This is a genomic window from Georgenia sp. X1117, from assembly GCF_057784635.1.
In genome coordinates, this window is the sequence record NZ_CM173492.1 from 1,282,298 (window position 1) to 1,301,700 (window position 19,403).

Consider the following 19,403-nt stretch of genomic DNA (forward strand, 5'->3'; position numbering starts at 1 on the left):
GGTCCTCAGTCCTCGTATCTCGTGCGGATGATGTGCTTCTGGAGCTTGCCGGTGGCGGTGCGCGGCAGGGCGTCCACGAGGACGATCTCCTTGGGCACCTTGTAGCGGGCGAGACGCTGCCCGAGCGCCTCGGCGAGCGCGGACGGGTCGAGCGCGGCGCCCTCGTCGGTCTCGGCGACCACGACGTAGGCGTGGCCGACCTCGCCCCAGCGCGGGTCCGGCACCCCGATGACGGCGGCGTCGTCGACCCCGGGGACGTCGAGCAGCGCGTTCTCCACCTCGGCGGGGTAGATGTTCTCCCCGCCGGAGATGTACATGTCCTTGAGCCGGTCGCGCACCGTGAGGAACCGGTCGGCGTCGAAGGAACCCATGTCGCCGGTGTGGTACCAGCCCTGCCGGATCGCCTCGGCGGTCGCGTCGGGCCGGTTCCAGTAGCCCCGCATGACGTTGGGGCCCTGGGCGATGACCTCGCCGACCTCCCCGACCTCGACGTCCTGTCCGAGCGCGTCGACGACGCGGGCCTCGGTCCAGAAGTGCTCGGTGCCGGCGGACCCGGACCTCTCGAGGGCGTCGGCGGCGCGCAAGAGGTAGATCCCCGGGGCGGTCTCGGTCATCCCGAAGCCCTGCTGGACCGAGACGTCCCTCTCGTCCCAGGTCCGCAGCATGCGGTCCGGCAACGGGGACCCGCCGCAGACGACGTTCGTCAGGGAGGACAGGTCGGTGTCGGCGAACTCCGGCCGGGAGGCGAGGGAGTCCATCATCGCGGGGACGGCGAACATCGACGTCACGCGCTCGGAGCTGATCGTGGCCAGCACGTGCGCGGGGTCGAACCCGGCCTGGACGATGATCGTGCCGCCCTTGAGGAACGTCGGCATGGTGAGCATGTTGAGGCCGGCGACGTGGAAGAGCGGGGCCATCGACAGGGTGACGTCCGTGGAGACGATGTCCATGTCGACCAGCGAGTTGTAGTACTGCATGCTCAGCGAGCCGTGGGTGTGCGTGGCCCCCTTCGGGCGCCCCGTCGTGCCCGAGGTGTACATGATCATCGCCGGGTCGTCCCAGGTCACCCGCTCGTCGATCAGTGCCGTGCCCGCTGCCGCGAGCTCGGCCTCGTACCCCCTGACGACGGCGCCGGCCACCTCGATGGGTGCCTCACCCTCGTCGACCTGCAGCCAGGTGACGGGCAGGTGCGCGAGCCGGCGCACGTGCTCGTGGTGGTCCCGGCCGACGATGACGACCTGTGCGCCGGAGTCCTCGAGGATGTACTCCACCTCGGGCGCGGCGAGCCGGGCGTTGACGATGACCCAGATGGCACCCAGCTGCGCGGTGGCGAAGAAGGACTCGAGCAGCGTGGGGTGGTTGAACCCGACGTAGGCCACCCGGTCGCCCGGCCCGACGCCCGCGGCACGCAGGGCGTTCGCGAGGCGCCGGGAGCGCTCCTCGACCTCGGCGTAGGTGGACCGGCGCCCCTCGAACTCGATCGCGACCTTGGCGGCCGTCGACTTCAGCCGGCGGCGGGGCCAGGAGCCGACGCCGAGGTCACGCACCGTCGCCCCCGAGGCCGAGCACGCGGACCGCGTTGTCCTTGAGGACCTTGGCCATGACCTCCTCCGACCAGCCGAGGTTCTCGGCGTCCCTCAGCCAGCGGTCGGGGGTCAGCAGCGGGTAGTCGGAACCGAACAGCACCTGGTCCTGGAGCTGGCGGGCGGCCTGCCTGACGAGCTGCGGCGGGAAGTACTTCGGTGACCAGCCCGACAGGTCGATGAACACGTTGCCCTTGTGCGTGGCGACCGAGATCGCCTCGTCCTGCCACGGCACCGACGGGTGGGCCATGATCACGGTGAGCTCCGGGAACGCGGCGGCGACCTCGTCGAGCAGGATGGGGTTCGACAGGCCGAGCCGGAGCCCGTACCCGCCGGGCAGGCGGGCCCCGATCCCGGTCTGGCCGGTGTGGATGAGGGCCACGAGCCCGGCCTCGGCGATCACGTGGTAGATCGGGAAGTAGCGCTCGTCGGAGGGGTCGAAGCCCTGCAGGGTGGGGTGGAACTTGAACCCGCGCACGCCGAGGTCCTCGATCTGCCGCCGGGCCTCGTCCAGCACCCCGTCGGCCAGCGGGTCCACGGACCCGAAGGGGATGAGCACGTCGGCGTTGTCGGCGGCCCCGGAGACGAGGTCGTCCACGGAGTTGGGCGGGTGGGCGAGGTTGGTGGTGGCGTCGACGGTGAAGACCACGGCCGCCATGCCGCGCTCCCGGTAGTACGCGGCGGTCTCCTCGACGAGGTCGCGCTCGGTGGGGGCCTTGAAGTACCGCGCGGCGGCGTCAACGACCTCCCCGGGCAGCGAGCCGTGCCCGTCGTGGTCCTTCTCGATGTGGACGTGGATGTCGATCGCGCGCAGCGCACCGACGTCGACGGCGCCCTCGTAGCGGGTCGTCACCGTGCCTCCCCCTCGCTGCCGGGCTTCGGCGCCGGGGGCTGCGGCATCGGCTGGCCGACGCTCTCCCACGACTGGCCGAACAGGGAGTCGACCGTCTCGGTGAGGTGCTCGTAGGACCAGCCGCCCTCACGCAGGGCGACCACGGACTCGCGCGGGTGGGTGTAGAGCGCGAGGCGGTCCCCGCCGACGCCGATGGCCTGGCCGGTGACCCCGGCCGCGGCGTCGGAGGCCAGGTAGGCGATGACGCCGGCGACGTCCTGCGGGGTGCCGAAGCCGAGGACCTGACGGGCGAACGGCGGCATCTCCTCACCGGCGGCGGCCGTGTCGACGAACTCCTTGAAGAACGGCACGGTCTCGGTCATCGCCGTCGCGGCGACGGGGACGACGGAGTTGACGGTGATCTCGGCCTTCTTCAGCTCCATCGCCCACGTGCGGACCATGCCGACGATGCCGGCCTTGGCTGCCGCGTAGTTCGTCTGGCCGAAGTTGCCGCGCTGGCCGGTGGGCGAGCCGATGGTGATGATCCGGCCGCCCTCGCCGGCGGCACGCATGTGCGTGGCCGCGGCGCGCACGCAGGTGAAGGTGCCGCGCAGGTGGACGTCGATGACCGTGTCGAAGTCGTCGTCGGACATCTTCCACAGCACGGTGTCGCGCAGGACGCCGGCGTTGGTCACGAGGATGTCGAGGCGGCCGAATTCCCGCACGGCGGTGGCGACGAGCTCGTCGGCGGTCGCGCTCGGACCGACCGGGGCGACGACGGCGACCGCCCGGCCCCCGGCGTCGGTGATGCTGCGGACCGCGTCCGCGGCGACCTGCTCGTCGACGTCGTTGACGACGACGGCCGCGCCGAGGCGGGCCAGCTCCGTGGCGTACGCGAGACCGAGGCCCCGCCCGCTGCCGGTGACGATGGCGGCCTTGCCGTTGAGGCTCATTGCGCTCCCTTGCGTCGACGTACCGCCGGCACAGGGTCGGTCCGGCGGGTGCACGGCGGCGGCCGCACCCCTGCGGCCACTCCCTGCTCCCGACTCTGCCGCGAATGATTGCAAATTGTCAATCATTGACATTCGCAACGAATGCTCCTATCGTCGCCCCACGGTGCCGCGGTGGCGCCGAGCACAGGGAGGTGCATGGTGACGGTCCGCCGACAGACCCGGGAGACCGGTCTGCTGCTCTCGCTCGTGTCCTCCCGCACCTTCGTGGCAGCGGGCCGCGTGCTCCAGACGCACGAGCTGACCCCGCGCAGCTACACCGTCCTGGAGAACCTGTTGGAGGCCCCCCTCAGCCAGCGTGAGCTCGCGGAGCGCCTCGAGCTGGACCCCAGCCGCATCGTCGCCCTCGTGGACTCCCTGGTCTCGGCCGGGTACGCGGAGCGGCGCACCTCCGAGACCGACCGACGGGTCCGTCTCGTCACCGTCACCGACCGCGGCCGGAGCACGGCCGACGTCGCGCGCGTCGAGAGCGAGAACGCCGTCGACCAGGTGCTCGACGTGCTCGACGACGACGAGCGCGCCACGTTCGTCGCGCTCCTCGAACGGATCGTCGACCGGCGCTGAGGCCGGCACGAGCCCTGCTCCGGCCCGCCCGGGCGGCCGGACCCTCATCCATCGACCGACGGGACCGCCGTCACCCACCCATCCGGTCGGCGCTTCCGCCGACCGGGGCGACCAGCATCAGAAAGGACGACCATGCGTACCCGATCGACGACGACCGTGGCACTGACCGTCTCCGCCCTCCTCGTGCTCTCCGCCTGCGGCGGGGGTGAGGACGCCGACGACGGCGGCGGCGGGGGTGAGGACGGCCTGACCGCGGTCACGGTGGGCGCGCTGCCCATCGTGCCGACCGCCGGGCTGCAGTACGGCATCGACGAGGGGATCTTCGCCGACCACGGTCTGGACGTCACCCTGCAGACCGGCCAGGGCGGCGCCGCGCTCATCCCCGCCGTCGTCTCCGGCGAGATCGACTTCGCCACCTCGAACCCGCTGTCGGTGATGATCGGCCAGTCCACCGGGCTGCCGATCGACGTGACCTCGGGATTCGTCCACTCCCGCACCGAGGGGGACGACATCACGGGCGTCTACGCGATGCCCGACACCGGCGTCGAGAGCCCCGCCGACCTCGCGGGCATGACGGTGGCGGTCAACAACCTCAACACCCAGGGTGACCTCACCATCCGGGAGATGGTCCGGCAGGACGGCGGCGACCCGGAGTCGATCGAGTTCGTCGAGATCGGCTTCCCGGACATGGAGGCCGCGCTCGACTCGGGCCAGATCGACGCCGCGTGGGTGGCCGAGCCGTTCGGCACGGTGCTCACGGACAACGGGGCCGAGCTCGTCGGCTACAACTACCAGCTCGTCGCACCGGGGCTGCAGACGATGGTCATCATCGCGGGGCAGGACGTCGAGCCCGAGCTGCGCGAGCAGTTCACCACTGCGCTGGAGGAGGTCCTCGCCGCCGCGACCGACGACGAGGAGGGGGTGCGGGCGACCCTGGTCGACCTGCTCGACATGGACGAGGACCTCGCCGACCGCACGCTCATCGAGGAGTTCAGCACCGAGCTCGACCCGGCCCCGCTCGAGGTGCTGCTCGCGCTCGCCGACGAGCGCGGCCTGCTCGAGCAGCCGCTGACGATCGAGGACTTCCTGCCCGCGGAGTGACCGCCCGGGTCCTCGTACGGCACGAGCCCCGTCCCGCTGCTGCGGGACGGGGCTCGTGCCGTGTACCGGTCACCCTCCGGCGGGGCTCGCCGACCGGCTGGGCCCGGGCTCAGCGCTCCTCGACGGGCACGTAGTCCCTCTCGGTGGCGCCGGTGTAGACCTGGCGCGGACGCCCGATCTTCGTGTTCTTGTCCTCGATCATCTCCCGGTACTGGGCGATCCAGCCGGGCAGGCGCCCCAGGGCGAACAGCGGGGTGAACATCTGCGTGGGGAAGCCCATCGCCTTGTAGATCAGGCCCGTGTAGAAGTCGACGTTGGGGTAGAGCTTGCGCTCGACGAAGTAGTCGTCGTTCAGCGCGATCTCCTCGAGGTGCATGGCGATGTCGAGGAGCTGATCGTCCGTACCGAGCCGCTGCAGCACGTCGTGGGCGACGTTCTTGACGATGGCCGCGCGCGGGTCGTAGTTCTTGTAGACCCGGTGGCCGAAGCCCATGAGCCGGACGTTGTCGTTCTTGTCCTTGGCGCGCTTCATGAACGTCTCGACGGAGTCGTCGCTCTCCTGGATGCGCGAGAGCATGTCGAGCACGGCCTCGTTGGCGCCGCCGTGCTTGGGCCCGGACAGGGCGCCGACGCCGGCCGAGATCGAGGCGTAGATGCTGGCGTCGGAGGAGCCGACCATGCGCACCGTCGACGTCGAGCAGTTCTGCTCGTGGTCCGCGTGCAGGATGAGCAGCAGGTCCAGCGCCCGCACGATCTCCGGGTCGTACTCGCGGTGCTGGTAGGGCAGGTCGAAGGTCATCCGCAGGAAGTCCGCGGTGTAGCTGTACGAGGCGTCCGGGTAGAGCAGCGGCAGGCCCGAGGCGCGCTTGGCGATGTAGGCGATCATCGTCGGCAGCTTGGCCATGAGGAGCACCGTCGAGAGCTCCTTCTGGTACTCGTCGTACGGGTCCAGCGTGTGCGGGTAGTAGGTGCCGAGACCGGCGATCCCCGCCTGGAGCATCGACATCGGGTGCCCGTTGGGCGGGAAGGCCGTGAAGAAGCCCTTGAAGTCCTCGTGCAGCACGCGGTGGCGCTTGATGCGCCGGGTGACGGCCTCGAGGGTGTCGGCGTCGGGCAGCTCGCCGTAGATGAGCAGGTAGGCGGTCTCGAGGAAGCTCGAGCGCTCGGCGAGCTGCTCGATCGGGTAGCCGCGGTAGCGCAGGATCCCCGCGTCGCCGTCGATGTAGGTGATGGCCGACTCGGTCGAGGCCGTGTTGGTGAAGCCGTAGTCGAGCGTGACGGTGCCCGTCTCGCCGAGGAGCTTGTTGATGGTCAGGCCGTCGCTGCCCTCGGTGGCACGGACCCGCGGCAGCGCGAGCGTGTGGTCGTCGACGGTGAGCGTCGCGTCGTCTGTCATGCGTGATCCCCTTCGTGGATGGTGGGCGCCTCGTGGGCGCACGCAGGGGGCGGCGAACCGCCCCCGTCGGAGGTCGTCCGCGCTCCAAGATACCGCCGCCGGAGCATCGTCATGGCCCCTGCGCGGGGCGTGGACAGCAGGGGCGTCCACCCACCCCCGTCGACGCCGGGCCGATCAGCCGGTGAGGCGCTCGACCGCCGCGGCGACGCGCTCGTCGGTGGCGGTCAGCGCCATCCGCACCCGCCCGTCACCGGCGGGGCCGTAGAAGTCGCCGGGCGCCACGAGGATGCCCAGGTCGGCCAGCTCGTCGACGAGCTCGCGGCCGCGGGCCCCGTCCCGGCCCAGCCACAGGTACAGGCCGGCGACGGTCCCGGGGTCCGGGGTCAGGCCCCGGCTCCCCACGGCGTCGAGCAGCGCGGCCCGACGACGCCCGTACCGCTCCCGCTGGGCGGCGACGTGGGCGTCGTCGGCCAGCGCGGCGGCCATGGCGGCCTGGACCGGTCCGGGGACCATGAACCCCGCGTGCTTGCGCAGCTCGCGCAGGCGCCCCATCAGGTTCTCGTCGCCACCGATCAGGGCCGCCCGGTAGCCGGCCATCGAGGACTGCTTGGACAGCGAGTACGCCGCGAGCAGGCCCGAGTCGTCCCCGTCGGTCACCCGCGGGTCGAGGAGGCTGGGCACGCCCCGGCTCGCCCACGGCTCGGTCCAGGCGAGCTCGGCGTAGCACTCGTCGGCCACGACGACGGCACCCACCTCGCGCGCCCACGCCCGCACGGCCCGCAGGCGCTCGACGTCGAGGACGTGGCCGTGCGGGTTGGCCGGCGAGTTGAGCCAGACCAGCCGGACACCGGCGGTGGGCCAGTCCTCGGGCCGGGCGGGGTCCACCGGCACCGGGTCGGCGCCGGCCAGGCGCGCCCCGACGTCGTAGGTGGGGTACGCCACCCGCGGGTGCAGCACGGTGTCCCCCGCCCCGATGCCGAGCATCGCGGGCAGCAGGGCGACGAGCTCCTTGGAGCCGACCGTGGGCAGCACGGCCCGCTCCGTGAGCGTGACGCCGCGGCGTCGGGCGAACCAGGCGACCATCGCGGCGCGCAGCTCGTCGGTCCCCACGGTCGTGGGGTAGCCGGGCCGGTTCGCCGCCGCGACGAGCGCCTCCTGGACGACCTGCGGGGTGGGGTCGACGGGTGTGCCCACCGACATGTCGACCAGTCCGCCGGGGTGGGCGGCGGCGCGTTCACGGGCCCCTGCCAGGGAGTCCCAGGGGAAGTCCGGCAGGGCCGCACCGTGCAGCGTCACCTCACGCCTGCGGCGGGAGCGCGGCCACCACGGGGTGGTCGAAACCGAGCCGACCGGTGCGCGCGGCGCCGCCGGGCGAGCCGACCGGGGCCGACTGGCCCGGCATGACGTCCGAGAAGTAGTTGACGTTGACGTCGTAGTACTCGGACCAGATCGCCGGGGTGTCGTCCTCGTAGTAGATCGCCTCGACGGGGCAGACCGGCTCGCAGGCGCCGCAGTCGACGCACTCGTCGGGGTGGATGTAGAGCATGCGGTCGCCCTCGTAGATGCAGTCGACCGGGCACTCGTCGACGCACGCACGGTCGAGCACGTCCACGCAGGGCTGTGCGATTACGTAAGTCACGCACCCATCGTCCCATGCCGCGCAAACGGCGGCGCGGTCGTCCCGCATGGCGCCTGGCGCGTCTCGCCACTCGGTACCGCCCGACGCGGTGTGTCACGCTCGGGCGGTGGCACCGCACTCCTTCGACGGCTATCCCGGGCCCGACCATGTCCTGCAGCAGGGCTGGGCGGAGGGCGAGCGGGTGGTCGTGCGCTTCCGGGACGGCGCCGACGCGCGCGACGCGCTCGGGTACCTCTCCGAGGTCACCGAGGAGCACCTCACCGTGGAGACGAAGCGCGGCGAGGTGCGCGTCCCGGTGGGGGCGATCCTGGTCGGCCGGCGGGTCCCGCCGCCCCCGCCCCCGCGCGCCCGCCGGCGGTGAGCGGGAGCCCTCAGATCGGGTGGTGCCGGGGCTCGGCGGAGACGGTGACGTCAGCCGGTCGGCCCCCTCGTGCCGCCGCCGGCTTCCGCGTAGTCAGCCGCAGGCCACGCGGTTGTGCGGGGAGTAGGTCCACTCGTACTCCTCGCGGGGCAGGACCTCGTCGCCGTGGCTGCGCTCGCGCGAGACGGTCACCGAGAACCCGTTGACGCCGCCGTACTCGGGCACGCAGGTCGGCGAGGGGTTGACGACGTCCTGGGGCGCGGTGATGTTGTAGGGGCCGTTGATCTCGGTGGTCACGTCCCAGTACTCGGTGGACCACAGCCGGGTGTGCACCTCGCCGTCCTCGACCCAGGCCTCGACGAGCACGCCGTAGGGCGTGTTGTTCTCCCAGATCATGTTGATCGAGTTCTCGGGGTTGTCCTCGTCCACCCAGAGGGTGGCCTCCTGGCCCATCGGGTACCGGTCGAAGTACTTGCTGTGCGGCCGGTGCTCGATGTCGTCCAGGCCCGCGAGCCAGCCCACGTTGAACATGTTCGTCGACAGCTGGGACACGCCCCCGCCGAGCGCGGTGGCGTTGAAGCCGTCCTGGACGACGCCGGAGCTGACGAAGCCGTTCTCCTCGGTGATCGGCCCCAGCTCCTCGGCGAGGTTGAACTGCTCACCGGGCAGGACGAGCGTGTCGGTGACCAGGGCGGTGCCGTTGACGAGATTCTGCGTGCGGACGTCGTCGCTCGTCAGCGGGGTGCTGATCTCGGACACGACCTCCTCGACGCCGAGCTCCTGGGCGTCCTCGGTGGTGAACTCGGGCTCCTCCTCGACGACCTCGGCGACCGCCACGCGGTCCTCGGTGGAGGTCGCCGCGTCCGCGACACCGCCGGCGAGCGCCTCGGGGTCGATGACCGCGCCGTTCTCGCTGCCCACGATGTAGGGGGCGCCGTCGCGCAGGGTGATCCGGGCGTCGACGGGCTCGGAGCCGACGGTGGCACCGGCGTCGAGCACCTGGTCGGCGAGCGCCTCGCCGTCCATGCTCAGCTCCAGGGCGCCGTCGACGGGTTCGATGGTGGCCGCCGCGGTGAGCTGCTCGACCTCCAGGTCGACCTCCTCCTCCCCCACCTGCACGGTGACCGGGCCGGAGGTCAGGGGCGCGACGATCTCGCTCTGCGCGGTGGCGATCGCCTCGTCGTCGATCTCGGGGGAGGTCTCGGTCGCGACGGCCTCGATGGGTGCGGTCGAGACCAGCCAGCGGTCCTCGACGATGTCGGCGGTGGCGTCGACGTCGACCTCGGTGCCCTCGACGGGTTCGGTCACGCGCGGGGTGGAGCCGGAGAACTCGATCGCGCCGTCCACGGCCTCGGTGCCGAGCTCCTCGTCGACGGCCTCGATCGCCGAGCGCAGGGCCGCCTCGTCGACGGTGCGGACCGGGTCGTAGGCGCCCAGGCCGGTGAAGTGGCCGAGCAGGACGCGGGGGTCGACGGCGAAGCCGGTGAGGTTGTCGACGGTGCTCTGGGCGTCGAACGTGAGACCGGCCTCGGCGGAGCTGATCGTCGTGGCGCTCTCGCCCAGGGTCAGCTCGATGGGCGCCTCGACCTCGTCGGCGAGCTCGGTGCGCAGCTCCTCGACGGCGTCCTCGGCGCTGAGCCCGCCGATCTGGACGCCGGCGACGACGGTGCCCGTGGGGACCTTGTCCCCCATGAACCAGGCCAGGCCGAAGTACGCGCCGGCCAGGACCACCAGGGTCACGAGCACGCCGATCAGCCAGTTGCGCCCGCGGTGGCTCGTCCTGGTTCCGTCGAGCCCTGCGTCGCGCGCGTGGCGGGTCATGCGTTCCTCGTTCCATGGGTGGCCGGCGTCGTCCGGGCGGTGCGCTCCATCGTAGGGAATAACACCAGATCGGGACGACGGCGCGCGGCGGCCGAGATGGGGACGTCGGCCCCCGGTCCGCGCGGCGGGGTGGACCTCAGCGGCCGCCGGGGCGCCAGGGACGCACCCGGCCCAGGGCGTGCACCTGCGCGCCGTCATGGCCGGTGGCGCGTGCGCGCAGGACGTGGCCGGCGACGACGAGGTGGTCCCCCGCCTCCCTGGCCCAGGCGGTGCGGCAGACCAGATGGGCCGCAGCGGCCTCGAGGAGCACGGCCGTACCCTCGTCGGGCGTGAGGTCGATGCCGACGTCCTGACCGACCAGGGGCCGGCCGGGCTCGCGGACCCGGGCCAGCGCGGCCGCCGCGGCCGCCGAGCCGTCGAGCACCGAGAGCCCCCACCGCGCCTCCGCACCGGGTACGGGCTCCGCGAGCGCCTCGGCGGCGCGGGAGTCGGTGAAGACCGAGATCGTCACCATCGGCGGTCGCAGCGAGGCGGAGGCGACGTCGGTCAGCGGGACCAGCAGGGGGTGGCGGCCGGCCAGGACCCCCAGGACGACGACGCCGCCCGGCCGCCGGCCGAACGCCGTGCGGAAGTCGGTCACCAGCAGCTCGTCGGGGTCCTCGTGCTGGTCGGGGCGGGGGACGTGCGTCATGGTCGCGGCGGCGTCCCGTCCGAACCGGTCAGGCCGCCGGCGGCCGGGTCCGACCCGACGTCGGTCGGTCGCGCCCCGTCGATGCTCCGCTGCAGCCCGACGTCGGCCGGTCGCGCCCCGTCGGTGGTCCGCTGCAGCCCGACGTCCTCCGCCCCGCCGGCGTCCACCTCCGTCTCGTCGCCGCGGCCGGCGCGCCGACGCCCGAGCCGGACCGGGTCCTGACCGAACCAGCCGCGCGGGGCGGCCCAGCCGATCGCCGCGACCAGCGGCATCGTGAGGATCCACAGCATGGCCCGGGGCGTGGAGGTGACGAGCACGTCGCCGCCGGGTCCCCAGTACGTCATCAGCAGGACGATGCCGATCCCCAGCCCGCCATAGACGAGCAGCGCGGAGGTGCCGCTGACCGAGCGCACGAGGATCGCGCCGGTGAGGGCCAGCAGGATGCCGAGCACGATCCCCAGTGGGAAGGCGTCGACCTCCATCCGGTGGGTGACCGTGCCCGCGAGGGCCACCAGGGCCGTGAGCAGCACCGCGACGACGACCTCGAGCAGCCGCTCGCCGAGCCCGCGCCGCTGCGCCGGCTCCGTCCCCGCGGGCGACGACATCAGGCCCCCTGCCGCTTGGCCCGGGCGCTGGCGCGCGCCCGCTCGGTGGCGTCGAGGATGACCTTGCGGATGCGCACGATCTCGGGGGTGACCTCGACGCACTCGTCGTCGGCGGCGAACTCGAGGGACTCCTCGAGGGTGAGACTCCTCGGCGGCACGAGGGACTCGAAGCTGTCGGCCGTGGCCGAGCGCATGTTCGTCAGCTTCTTCTCCTTGGTGATGTTGACGTCCATGTCCTCGTTGCGCGCGTTCTCCCCGACGATCTGGCCCTCGTAGACCTCGGCGGTGGGCTCGACGAAGAACGAGCCGCGCTCCTGGAGGTTGATCATCGCGAACGGTGTCACGGCGCCGGCCCGGTCCGCCACCAGCGACCCGGTCGAGCGGTGCTCGATGTGCCCGTGCCACGGCTCGTAGCCCTCGGCGATCGAGAAGGCGATACCGGTGCCGCGGGTCTCGGTCATGAAGCGGGTGCGGAAGCCGATGAGCCCGCGGGCGGGGACGAGGAACTCCATGCGTACCCAGCCGGTGCCGTGGTTGGTCATCGCGTCCATGCGGCCCTTGCGCGCCGCGAGCAGCTGGGTGACCGAGCCGAGGTACTCCTCGGGGACGTCGATCGTCATCCGCTCCATCGGCTCGTGCCGCTTGCCGTCGACGTCCTTGGTGACGACCTGGGGCTTGCCGACGGTCAGCTCGAAGCCCTCGCGGCGCATCTGCTCGACGAGGATGGCCAGCGCCAGCTCGCCGCGGCCCTGGACCTCCCAGGCGTCGGGGCGCTCGGTGGGCAGCACCCGCAGGGACACGTTGCCGATGAGCTCGCGGTCGAGGCGGTCCTTGACCAGGCGGGCGGTGAGCTTGTGCCCCTTGACGCGGCCCGCCAGCGGGGAGGTGTTGATCCCGATGGTCATCGAGATCGCCGGGTCGTCGACGGTGATGAGCGGCAGCGGCCGCGGGTCGTCGGCGTCGACGAGGGACTCGCCGATGGTGATGTCGGGGAAGCCCGCGACGGCGACGATCTCCCCCGCGGAGGCGGACTCGGTGGGCACCCGGGTCAGCGCCTCGGTGCGCAGCAGCTCGGAGATGCGCACGTTCGACACGGTGCCGTCCTGGCGGGCCCAGCCCACGGTCTGCCCCTTGCGGATCGACCCGTTGTGGATGCGCAGCAGCGCGAGCCGACCGAGGAAGGGCGAGGCGTCGAGGTTGGTCACGTGCGCCTGCAGCGGGGCGCCCTCGTCGTAGGAGGGTGCGGGGATCGTCTCGAGGATGGTCTCGAACAGGGGCTCGAGGTCCTCGGAGTCGGGCATGCCGCCATCCTCGGGCTGGTTCTTCGAGGCGCGCCGGGCACGCGCGGAGGCGTAGACCACCGGCACGTCGAGGACGGCGTCGAGGTCGAGGTCCGGCACCTCGTCGGCCAGGTCCGAGGCGAGTCCGAGCAGGAGGTCGGTGGCCTCCTCGACGACCTCGGAGATGCGGGCGTCGCCGCGGTCGACCTTGTTGACGACGAGGATGACGGGCAGCTTGGCGGCCAGCGCCTTGCGCAGCACGAACCGGGTCTGCGGCAGCGGCCCCTCGGAGGAGTCCACGAGGAGGACGACGCCGTCGACCATCGACAGCCCGCGCTCGACCTCGCCGCCGAAGTCCGCGTGCCCGGGGGTGTCGATGACGTTGATGGTGATGCCCTCGGGCTGACCGGCCGCGGCGGCCGCCGGCCCGGCGTAGCGCACCGTGGTGTTCTTCGCGAGGATCGTGATGCCCTTCTCGCGCTCGAGGTCACCGGAGTCCATCGCCCGTTCGTCGACGTGGTCGTGCTCGCCGAACGCCCCGGACTGCCAGAGCATGGCGTCGACGAGGGTGGTCTTGCCGTGGTCGACGTGGGCGACGATCGCGACGTTGCGCAGGTCCTGGCGCTGGGACATCAATGGGCATCCTTCGGTTCCGGTGGCTACCTCCGGCGTCCGCGCGCGACGCGCGCACCGATCGGCACGGGCGCCCGCCCGTGCACGGCGGCGCCCCGGGTGGCGATCTTACGCGCGGCCCGCCCCCGCCGTCGCGGGCCGTCCCGGTGATCCGCCCGACGTGCGGGGCACCTGCCCCGCCCTGGTGATCCGCCCGACGTGCGGGCCCCGCCCCGCAGGCCGGCTCAGTGCTTGCGCTCGGAGGTACCGGGGTCCTGGGCGTCGTGCCCCTCGGTCCGGTGCCGGTCCAGCGCGCGGTCCCGCTCGAGCTCGCTGCGGTGGGCGACCTCCGCCGCCTCGGCGTCGACCAGCCCGTGCTCGTCGGCCGGTCCCTGCGCGGCCTCGCCGTCGTCCCCGTGGGAGTAGGCCTCGAGGATCGCGTCGCGGGTGGTGCGACGGCGCGCCTGCTCGTCCGGGTCGGGCACCGGGACGGCGGCGATGAGCCGCTGCGTGTAGGGGTGCTGGGGGTCGTTGACGACCTGCCCCGTGTGCCCGATCTCCACGAGGTTGCCCTTGTGCATGACCGCGATGCGCGAGGAGAGCATCTCGACGACGGCGAGGTCGTGGGAGATGAACAGGCAGGCGAACCCGGTGTCGGCCTGGAGCTGGGCGAACAGCTCGAGCACCCGGGCCTGCACCGACACGTCGAGGGCGGAGGTGGGCTCGTCCGCCACGAGGATGGCGGGCTCGAGGGCGAGCGCCCGCGCGATGCCCACGCGCTGGCGCTGACCGCCGGAGAGCTCGTGCGGGTAGCGGTTGCGCATGGCGCGCGGCAGCTCGACCTTGTCCAGGAGGTCCTCGACCTTCGCCTGCCGCTGGGCCCGGGTGAGCTCGGTGTGCAGCAGCAGCGGCTCCCCGATCGACTCACCGATGGGCAGCCGCGGGTTGAGCGAGGACCCGGGGTCCTGGAAGACCATGCCGACCCTGCTGCGCAGCGGCTTGAGGTCCTTGCGCCGGGCGCCCTTCATCTCGATGCCGTCGACGGTCAGCGAGCCCGACTTCACCGGCAGCAGCCCGACGATGGCCCGGCCGATGGTGGTCTTGCCCGAGCCCGACTCGCCCACCAGACCCACGACCTCGCCCGGGGCGATCTGCAGGTTGATGTCCTTGGCGGCCACGAACGCCGGCTGCCGCCCGCGCTTGGGGTACTCCAGGACGACGTCGGTGGCGGCCATCACCGGGGTGCCGTCCCCGTGCGGCGCGGACGCCGTGCCGGGGGCCGGCGCACCGTCCCGGTCGCGGACCCGGGCGCGGGCGGTCGCCGGGCCCTGCCCGCTCGCCGGGTCCTCGTGCTCGACGGTCGGGGCGTCCTCGCGGGCGGGGTCGCCGACCTCCCCGGCCACGCGCGCGTCGGCGGTGTCCGAGCCGAGGGCGACGAGGTCCTCGTCGTCGCCCGCGAAGCTCGACGGCGCCGACGTGTGCGAGCCCAGGTGCGGGACGGAGTCCAGCAGCTGGCGGGTGTAGGGGTGCTGGGGGCGGCGGAAGATGTCGTCGGCTGTGCCGCGCTCGACGATGATGCCGTCCTTCATCACGATGATCGTGTCGGCCATGTCGGCCACCACGCCCATGTCGTGGGTGATGAGCACGATGCCGGAGTCGATCCGCTCGCGCAGGTCCCGCATGAGCTTGAGGATCTCGGCCTGGACGGTGACGTCGAGGGCGGTGGTCGGCTCGTCGGCGATGAGCAGGCGCGGGCTGCACGCCAGGGCCTGGGCGATCATCGCGCGCTGGCGCTGCCCGCCGGAGAGCTGGTGCGGGTAGGAGCCGAACCGGCGCACCGGGTCAGGGATCTCCACCATCGTCAGCAGCTCGATGGCCCGCGCCTTGGCCGCCGCCGGCAGCAGGTGCTGGTGCGTGCGCAGGGTCTCGACGATCTGGAAGCCGACCGTGTAGACGGGGTTGAGCGCCGTCATCGGCTCCTGGAAGATCACCGCGATCTCGTTGCCGCGCACGTTGCGCAGCTTCTGTCCGCGCAGGCCCACGAGCTCGACGTCGCCGAGCTTCGCCGAGCCGGTGGTGCGCCCGTTGGAGGGCAGCAGGCCGACGAGCGACATCGAGGACTGGGTCTTGCCCGAGCCGGACTCGCCGACGATCGCGAGCACCTCACCGGGGTGCACGTCGTAGGTGAGGTCCTCGGCCGCGGTGAACCACTCGTTGTCGACGAGGAACTCCACCGACAGGTCGCGGACCCGCAGGATCGGCTCCTTGCCGGCGAACTGGCTCGAGGCGGGGGTCGTCTCGATGGTCTCGGTCACTGGTGCGTCCTCACGCTCGTGCTGGCCGTCCGGATCCTCGTGCGGGATCGGGATGCGAGGATCGGGTGGTGCGTCCCACCCTCGTCCTGCGTACCCGCGGCTCCCGACCGATCGCGGTGGCGGGCTGGGTCGTCTGCGGCGTCGTGGCCGTCCTGGTGCTCGTCGAGGGCATGGGGCCGGCCCTGCTGGCCTGGCCCGCGCTCATCGCGCTCGTGGCCCACGCGCTGTGGTGGCGTCCCGCCGTCGAGGTCTCCGACGGTGGCGTCACCCTGCGCGAGCCCCTGCACGACGTCCACGTGCCCTGGCCGGCGGTGCGCGGCTTCGAGTCCCGCTGGTCCTTCACCGTGCTCAGCGCCGAGGGGCGCCACGGCTCCTGGGCGCTGCCCGTCCGCTCGTCCTCGGGCCGAGCGCTGCGTGGCCTGCGGCTTCGTCCCGACGCCGCTCCCGGCGCCGACGTCATACCGGGCCACGACGCGCTGGATGGTCACGGGGAGGTCCCGGTCGAGCAGGTGCACGGCGCCGCCGAGACCGCCCTGGCCGCCGCGCAGGACCGGCTCGACGCGCTGCGCGAGGCCGGTCACCTGCCCGCGGACGCGCCCGTGCCGCCGGTCGCGCGTGCCTGGCACGTGGGCAGCCTCGCCACGGCCGCCGCGCTGCTCGCGCTGGGCCTGCTGCTGGGCTGAACGGGACACGGCGAGGGTCATCGCTCCTCCACCGCGCCGCCCTGCGCGCCGTCGCCCTGAGCGCCGTCACCCTGCCTGGCGGTGGCCGCCGCGGGCTCCTGCTCGCGGGCCGCGGCACGCTCCTTCGAGCGCCGCTGCGCCCGCCGGAGGGCACCGGCGGACGGCGTGCGGCGCTGGCGCGGGTCGAAGGCGTCGCGCAGGCCGTCGCCGATGAAGTTGATCGACAGGGCGATCGAGATGATGAAGAAGCCCGGCCACCAGAACGCCCACGGGCGGGTGGCGAAGGCGCCCTGGTACTCGGAGATGATCCAGCCCAGCGAGTAGTCGGCCGGGGGCAGGATGCCGAAGCCGAGGTAGGCCAGGGAGGTCTCCAGCAGCACCGCCGAGGCCATGAGGAGCGTGGCGTTGACGATGACCACGCCGACCGCGTTGGGCAGGATGTGCTTGAAGATGATCCGCGAGTTCGAGGCCCCGGCCACGCGGGCGGCGTCGACGAACTCCCGCTCGCGCAGGGCGAGGAAGTCACCGCGCACGAGGCGGGCCATGCCAGTCCACAGCACGAGGCTGAGCAGGATGCTGAACATCACCGGGAAGGACATCCAGCCCAGCACGGTGCCCAGCAGCGGGACCGAGTAGACCCGGTCCATCGTGTGCGGGTTGGCGAGGATGGCACCCATGAGGGCGCCGAGGACGACGACCGGGACGGTGATGACCAGGTCCGTGAAGCGCATGAGCGCGCCGTCGAGCCAGCCGCGGAAGAAGCCGGACAGCGCGCCGACGAGGACCCCGATGGCCGAGGCGATGACGCCGATGATGACCATGACGACCAGCGTCGTCTGGACCCCGGCCATGACCTGCGCGAACATGTCCTGCGCGATCTCGTTCTGCCCGAACGGGTGCCGGCCGAAGCTGACGAGACCGCCCCCCTCGGGCAGCACCTCGAGGGTGGGCGCGCCGAGCGGATTGGCGTTGCCCTCGGGGTCGCGGGCCCCGGGCGTCCACTTCCACCACCCGGGGATGCCGGCGAAGCCCACCGAGGTGAAGGCGAGGATGGCGATGAGGCCGAGGTAGACGAGGGAGACCATGGCCCCCACGTGCCGGAAGAAGCGCTTGCGGACGATCTGGCCCTGGGTGAGGCCGGCGACCTCGCGCAGCTCGAGCTCGTTCTCGGAACGGCTCGACCGCGACTCGTCGGCGGGCGTCTCGAGCGGGTTGGGAGTAGTCATCAGCTGAGCCTGATCCGGGGGTCGAGGACGGCGTAGAGGATGTCGGCGACCACGTTGGCGATGACCGCCATGGCCGCGGTGACGATGATGTAGGCCATGAGCGGGTCCAGCTCGGCCTCGTTGAGCGAGTCGAGGAACAGCTTGCCCATCCCCGGTCGGCCGAAGATCTGCTCGGTGATGATGGCGCCACCGATGAGCGTGATGATGTCGACCGGGGCGATGGTCGCCAGCGGGATGAGCGTGTTGCGGAAGCCGTGCCGGACGATGACGGTGCGCTCGTTGAGGCCCTTGGCGCGCGCCGTGCGCATGTAGTCCTGCCCGAGCACCTCGAGCATCGACCCGCGCGAGTAGCGCGTGTAGGTGGCGAACGAGATGAGCGTGAGCACGATCGTCGGCAGGATGAGGTGGGTGTACGTGTCGATCGCCTGGATCCAGAAGTTCCCGCCCAGGTTCGGCGTGGTGGACCCGATGGTGGCGATCGGCCGACCGTTGATGGCGTTGGCCCCGAAGTAGGCCGGCCAGGCGCGCATGCACCGGTCGACGACGATGAAGATCATCATGATCCCGGCCGTCATCCCGCCGACGCGCATCGACTGCCCCCAGTCGGGGCCGCGCATGGCGAACCCGACCGCCGCACCGACCGCGACCGCGCCGAGCACGAACAGGCCGATGATCCCCCAGGTCATGGAGTCGGTGAGGTCGACGAACAGCCCGTAGCTGATCCAGCGGTACAGGATCATGAAGAGCGCGACGACCGCCACGCTGGTGATGAGCGCACGGCGGTTGGACAGCCCCGTGGTCAGCAGGGTGATGCCGATGCCCACGGCCAGGGAGAGCACGAGGAGCAGCCCCCCGGACAGGTGCGGCTCGGTCCACCAGCCGCTCTCCTGGAGGTAGGCGAACATCGCCACGGTGGCGGCTGCGCCGGCGGCGCCGACGGCCAGGCGGCGCTGCCAGGAGCCCCCCACCGCGAGCGACCAGAGGAACCCCATGACGAGCCCGACGACGATGATCGTGGTGTAGGACAGCCGCGGGTCGCCGAGGAACGAGTTGAACCAGATCGCGCCGCCCTGCTTGAGGAGCACGGCCACCCAGAAGGACGGCAGCGAGAAGAGCACGAACGAGGCGAAGGTGATGGCGTAGTCGAAGGTGGAGTACTGCCGCAGCGCCGAGACGATGCCGACGGCGACACCGAGGAAGATCGCCAGGAACGTGGCGGCCGAGACCAGCTGGAGGGTGTTGACCAGCGCCTCGCCGAGCACGGACTCGACCTCGCGGCCGCTGCGCCAGGCGATGCCGAGGTCGCCGCCCAGCAGGTTGGTCAGCCAGTCCCAGTAGCGCTCGATCCACGGCCGGTCCAGGCCGAGCATCTCGATGCGGTCGGCGATCAGCTGTTCCTTGTTCGGGGCGGTCGACTCTTCGAGGTCCCGGAGCGGGTTGAGCGCCACCATGAGCATGGCGAACATGAGGAAGCTCGACACGAGCAGGACGGCGAGGCCGGTGAGCAGTCGCCGTACCAGGAATCGGATCATCGAAAGAGCTCTCGTCGGTGGGACGCGTAGGCGGGGAGCCTACACATGAACTAGCGGTGACCTGCGAGGTTCGGGGGTGGCGGGCCTGAGCGCGCCGGAGGCGCCGGGACCAGCGGTCCCGGCGCCTCCGACCCAGCAGGGGTTCCTGAGAA

Annotated in this window: 17 protein-coding genes; 4 read left to right on the forward strand and 13 right to left on the reverse strand. The window is 72.1% G+C overall.

Features of this window, described 5'->3' with window-relative positions; genetic code table 11:
• Positions 1-5: 5 nt before the first annotated feature.
• From AC3D3D_RS05710 to AC3D3D_RS05720, 3 genes are read right to left on the reverse strand one after another with little or no spacing between them, the layout of a single operon-like run.
• Positions 6-1,547: an acyl-CoA synthetase gene (locus AC3D3D_RS05710; protein WP_463661121.1), complete on the reverse strand. Its 1,542-nt coding sequence runs from the start codon at positions 1,545-1,547 to the stop codon at positions 6-8.
• Positions 1,540-2,436: an amidohydrolase family protein gene (locus AC3D3D_RS05715; protein WP_463661120.1), complete on the reverse strand. Its 897-nt coding sequence runs from the start codon at positions 2,434-2,436 to the stop codon at positions 1,540-1,542. The genes AC3D3D_RS05710 and AC3D3D_RS05715 overlap by 8 nt, the downstream gene beginning before the upstream one ends.
• Positions 2,433-3,368, reverse strand: coding sequence for an SDR family NAD(P)-dependent oxidoreductase (locus AC3D3D_RS05720; protein ID WP_463661119.1), 936 nt, complete (start codon positions 3,366-3,368; stop codon positions 2,433-2,435). The genes AC3D3D_RS05715 and AC3D3D_RS05720 overlap by 4 nt, the downstream gene beginning before the upstream one ends.
• 195 nt (positions 3,369-3,563) lie before the next feature.
• Here AC3D3D_RS05720 and AC3D3D_RS05725 point away from each other — a divergent pair, with 195 nt between their 5' ends.
• Entirely contained in the window at positions 3,564-3,989 is a 426-nt protein-coding gene (locus AC3D3D_RS05725) for a MarR family winged helix-turn-helix transcriptional regulator (protein ID WP_463661118.1), read from the forward strand.
• Positions 3,990-4,121: 132 nt separating this feature from the next.
• Positions 4,122-5,090 (forward strand): ABC transporter substrate-binding protein, encoded by a 969-nt coding sequence (locus AC3D3D_RS05730; protein ID WP_463661117.1) that lies wholly within the window; start codon positions 4,122-4,124, stop codon positions 5,088-5,090.
• 109 nt (positions 5,091-5,199) lie between these two features.
• On the opposite strand, the gene AC3D3D_RS05735 is transcribed toward AC3D3D_RS05730, so the two are convergent.
• The 3 genes from AC3D3D_RS05735 to fdxA form a co-directional block, all read right to left on the reverse strand.
• Positions 5,200-6,486, reverse strand: a complete 1,287-nt coding sequence (locus AC3D3D_RS05735; protein WP_463661116.1) for a citrate synthase — start codon at positions 6,484-6,486, stop codon at positions 5,200-5,202.
• Positions 6,487-6,660: 174 nt separating this feature from the next.
• On the reverse strand, positions 6,661-7,782 hold the full coding sequence (dapC, locus tag AC3D3D_RS05740; protein WP_463661115.1) for a succinyldiaminopimelate transaminase: 1,122 nt from the start codon (positions 7,780-7,782) through the stop codon (positions 6,661-6,663).
• A 1-nt stretch (position 7,783) separates the two neighbouring features.
• Complete coding sequence (gene fdxA / locus AC3D3D_RS05745) at positions 7,784-8,125, reverse strand: ferredoxin (RefSeq protein ID WP_463661114.1); 342 nt, start codon at positions 8,123-8,125, stop codon at positions 7,784-7,786.
• Between the two features lie 106 nt (positions 8,126-8,231).
• On the opposite strand from fdxA, the gene AC3D3D_RS05750 reads away from it, so the two are divergent.
• The gene (locus tag AC3D3D_RS05750) at positions 8,232-8,486 is read left to right on the forward strand and encodes an LSm family protein (RefSeq protein ID WP_463661113.1); all 255 of its coding nucleotides are present in this window, start codon (positions 8,232-8,234) and stop codon (positions 8,484-8,486) included.
• A gap of 93 nt (positions 8,487-8,579) precedes the next feature.
• On the opposite strand, the gene AC3D3D_RS05755 is transcribed toward AC3D3D_RS05750, so the two are convergent.
• The 5 genes from AC3D3D_RS05755 to AC3D3D_RS05775 all read right to left on the reverse strand — a co-directional run bounded on the left by AC3D3D_RS05755 (position 8,580) and on the right by AC3D3D_RS05775 (position 15,810).
• Positions 8,580-10,307 carry a VanW family protein gene (locus tag AC3D3D_RS05755; protein ID WP_463661112.1) on the reverse strand — a complete coding sequence of 576 codons (1,728 nt, stop codon included), beginning with the start codon at positions 10,305-10,307 and terminating at the stop codon, positions 8,580-8,582.
• A 136-nt stretch (positions 10,308-10,443) separates the two neighbouring features.
• Positions 10,444-10,998 (reverse strand): flavin reductase, encoded by a 555-nt coding sequence (locus tag AC3D3D_RS05760; RefSeq protein ID WP_463661111.1) that lies wholly within the window; start codon positions 10,996-10,998, stop codon positions 10,444-10,446.
• Positions 10,995-11,603: a hypothetical protein gene (locus AC3D3D_RS05765; RefSeq protein ID WP_463661110.1), complete on the reverse strand. Its 609-nt coding sequence runs from the start codon at positions 11,601-11,603 to the stop codon at positions 10,995-10,997. Before AC3D3D_RS05765 ends, AC3D3D_RS05760 begins: the two co-directional genes overlap by 4 nt.
• Positions 11,603-13,516 carry a translational GTPase TypA gene (gene typA, locus AC3D3D_RS05770; protein WP_463661109.1) on the reverse strand — a complete coding sequence of 638 codons (1,914 nt, stop codon included), beginning with the start codon at positions 13,514-13,516 and terminating at the stop codon, positions 11,603-11,605. The genes AC3D3D_RS05765 and typA overlap by 1 nt, the downstream gene beginning before the upstream one ends.
• A gap of 224 nt (positions 13,517-13,740) precedes the next feature.
• Positions 13,741-15,810 carry an ABC transporter ATP-binding protein gene (locus AC3D3D_RS05775; RefSeq protein ID WP_463661108.1) on the reverse strand — a complete coding sequence of 690 codons (2,070 nt, stop codon included), beginning with the start codon at positions 15,808-15,810 and terminating at the stop codon, positions 13,741-13,743.
• Positions 15,811-15,878: 68 nt separating this feature from the next.
• On the opposite strand from AC3D3D_RS05775, the gene AC3D3D_RS05780 reads away from it, so the two are divergent.
• On the forward strand, positions 15,879-16,493 hold the full coding sequence (locus AC3D3D_RS05780) for a PH domain-containing protein (RefSeq protein WP_463661107.1): 615 nt from the start codon (positions 15,879-15,881) through the stop codon (positions 16,491-16,493).
• A gap of 17 nt (positions 16,494-16,510) precedes the next feature.
• Here AC3D3D_RS05780 and AC3D3D_RS05785 read toward each other — a convergent pair whose 3' ends face one another.
• Positions 16,511-17,719 (reverse strand): ABC transporter permease, encoded by a 1,209-nt coding sequence (locus tag AC3D3D_RS05785; protein ID WP_463661106.1) that lies wholly within the window; start codon positions 17,717-17,719, stop codon positions 16,511-16,513.
• Positions 17,719-19,251 (reverse strand): ABC transporter permease, encoded by a 1,533-nt coding sequence (locus tag AC3D3D_RS05790; RefSeq protein ID WP_463661105.1) that lies wholly within the window; start codon positions 19,249-19,251, stop codon positions 17,719-17,721. Before AC3D3D_RS05790 ends, AC3D3D_RS05785 begins: the two co-directional genes overlap by 1 nt.
• Between the last annotated feature and the right edge of the window lie 152 nt (positions 19,252-19,403).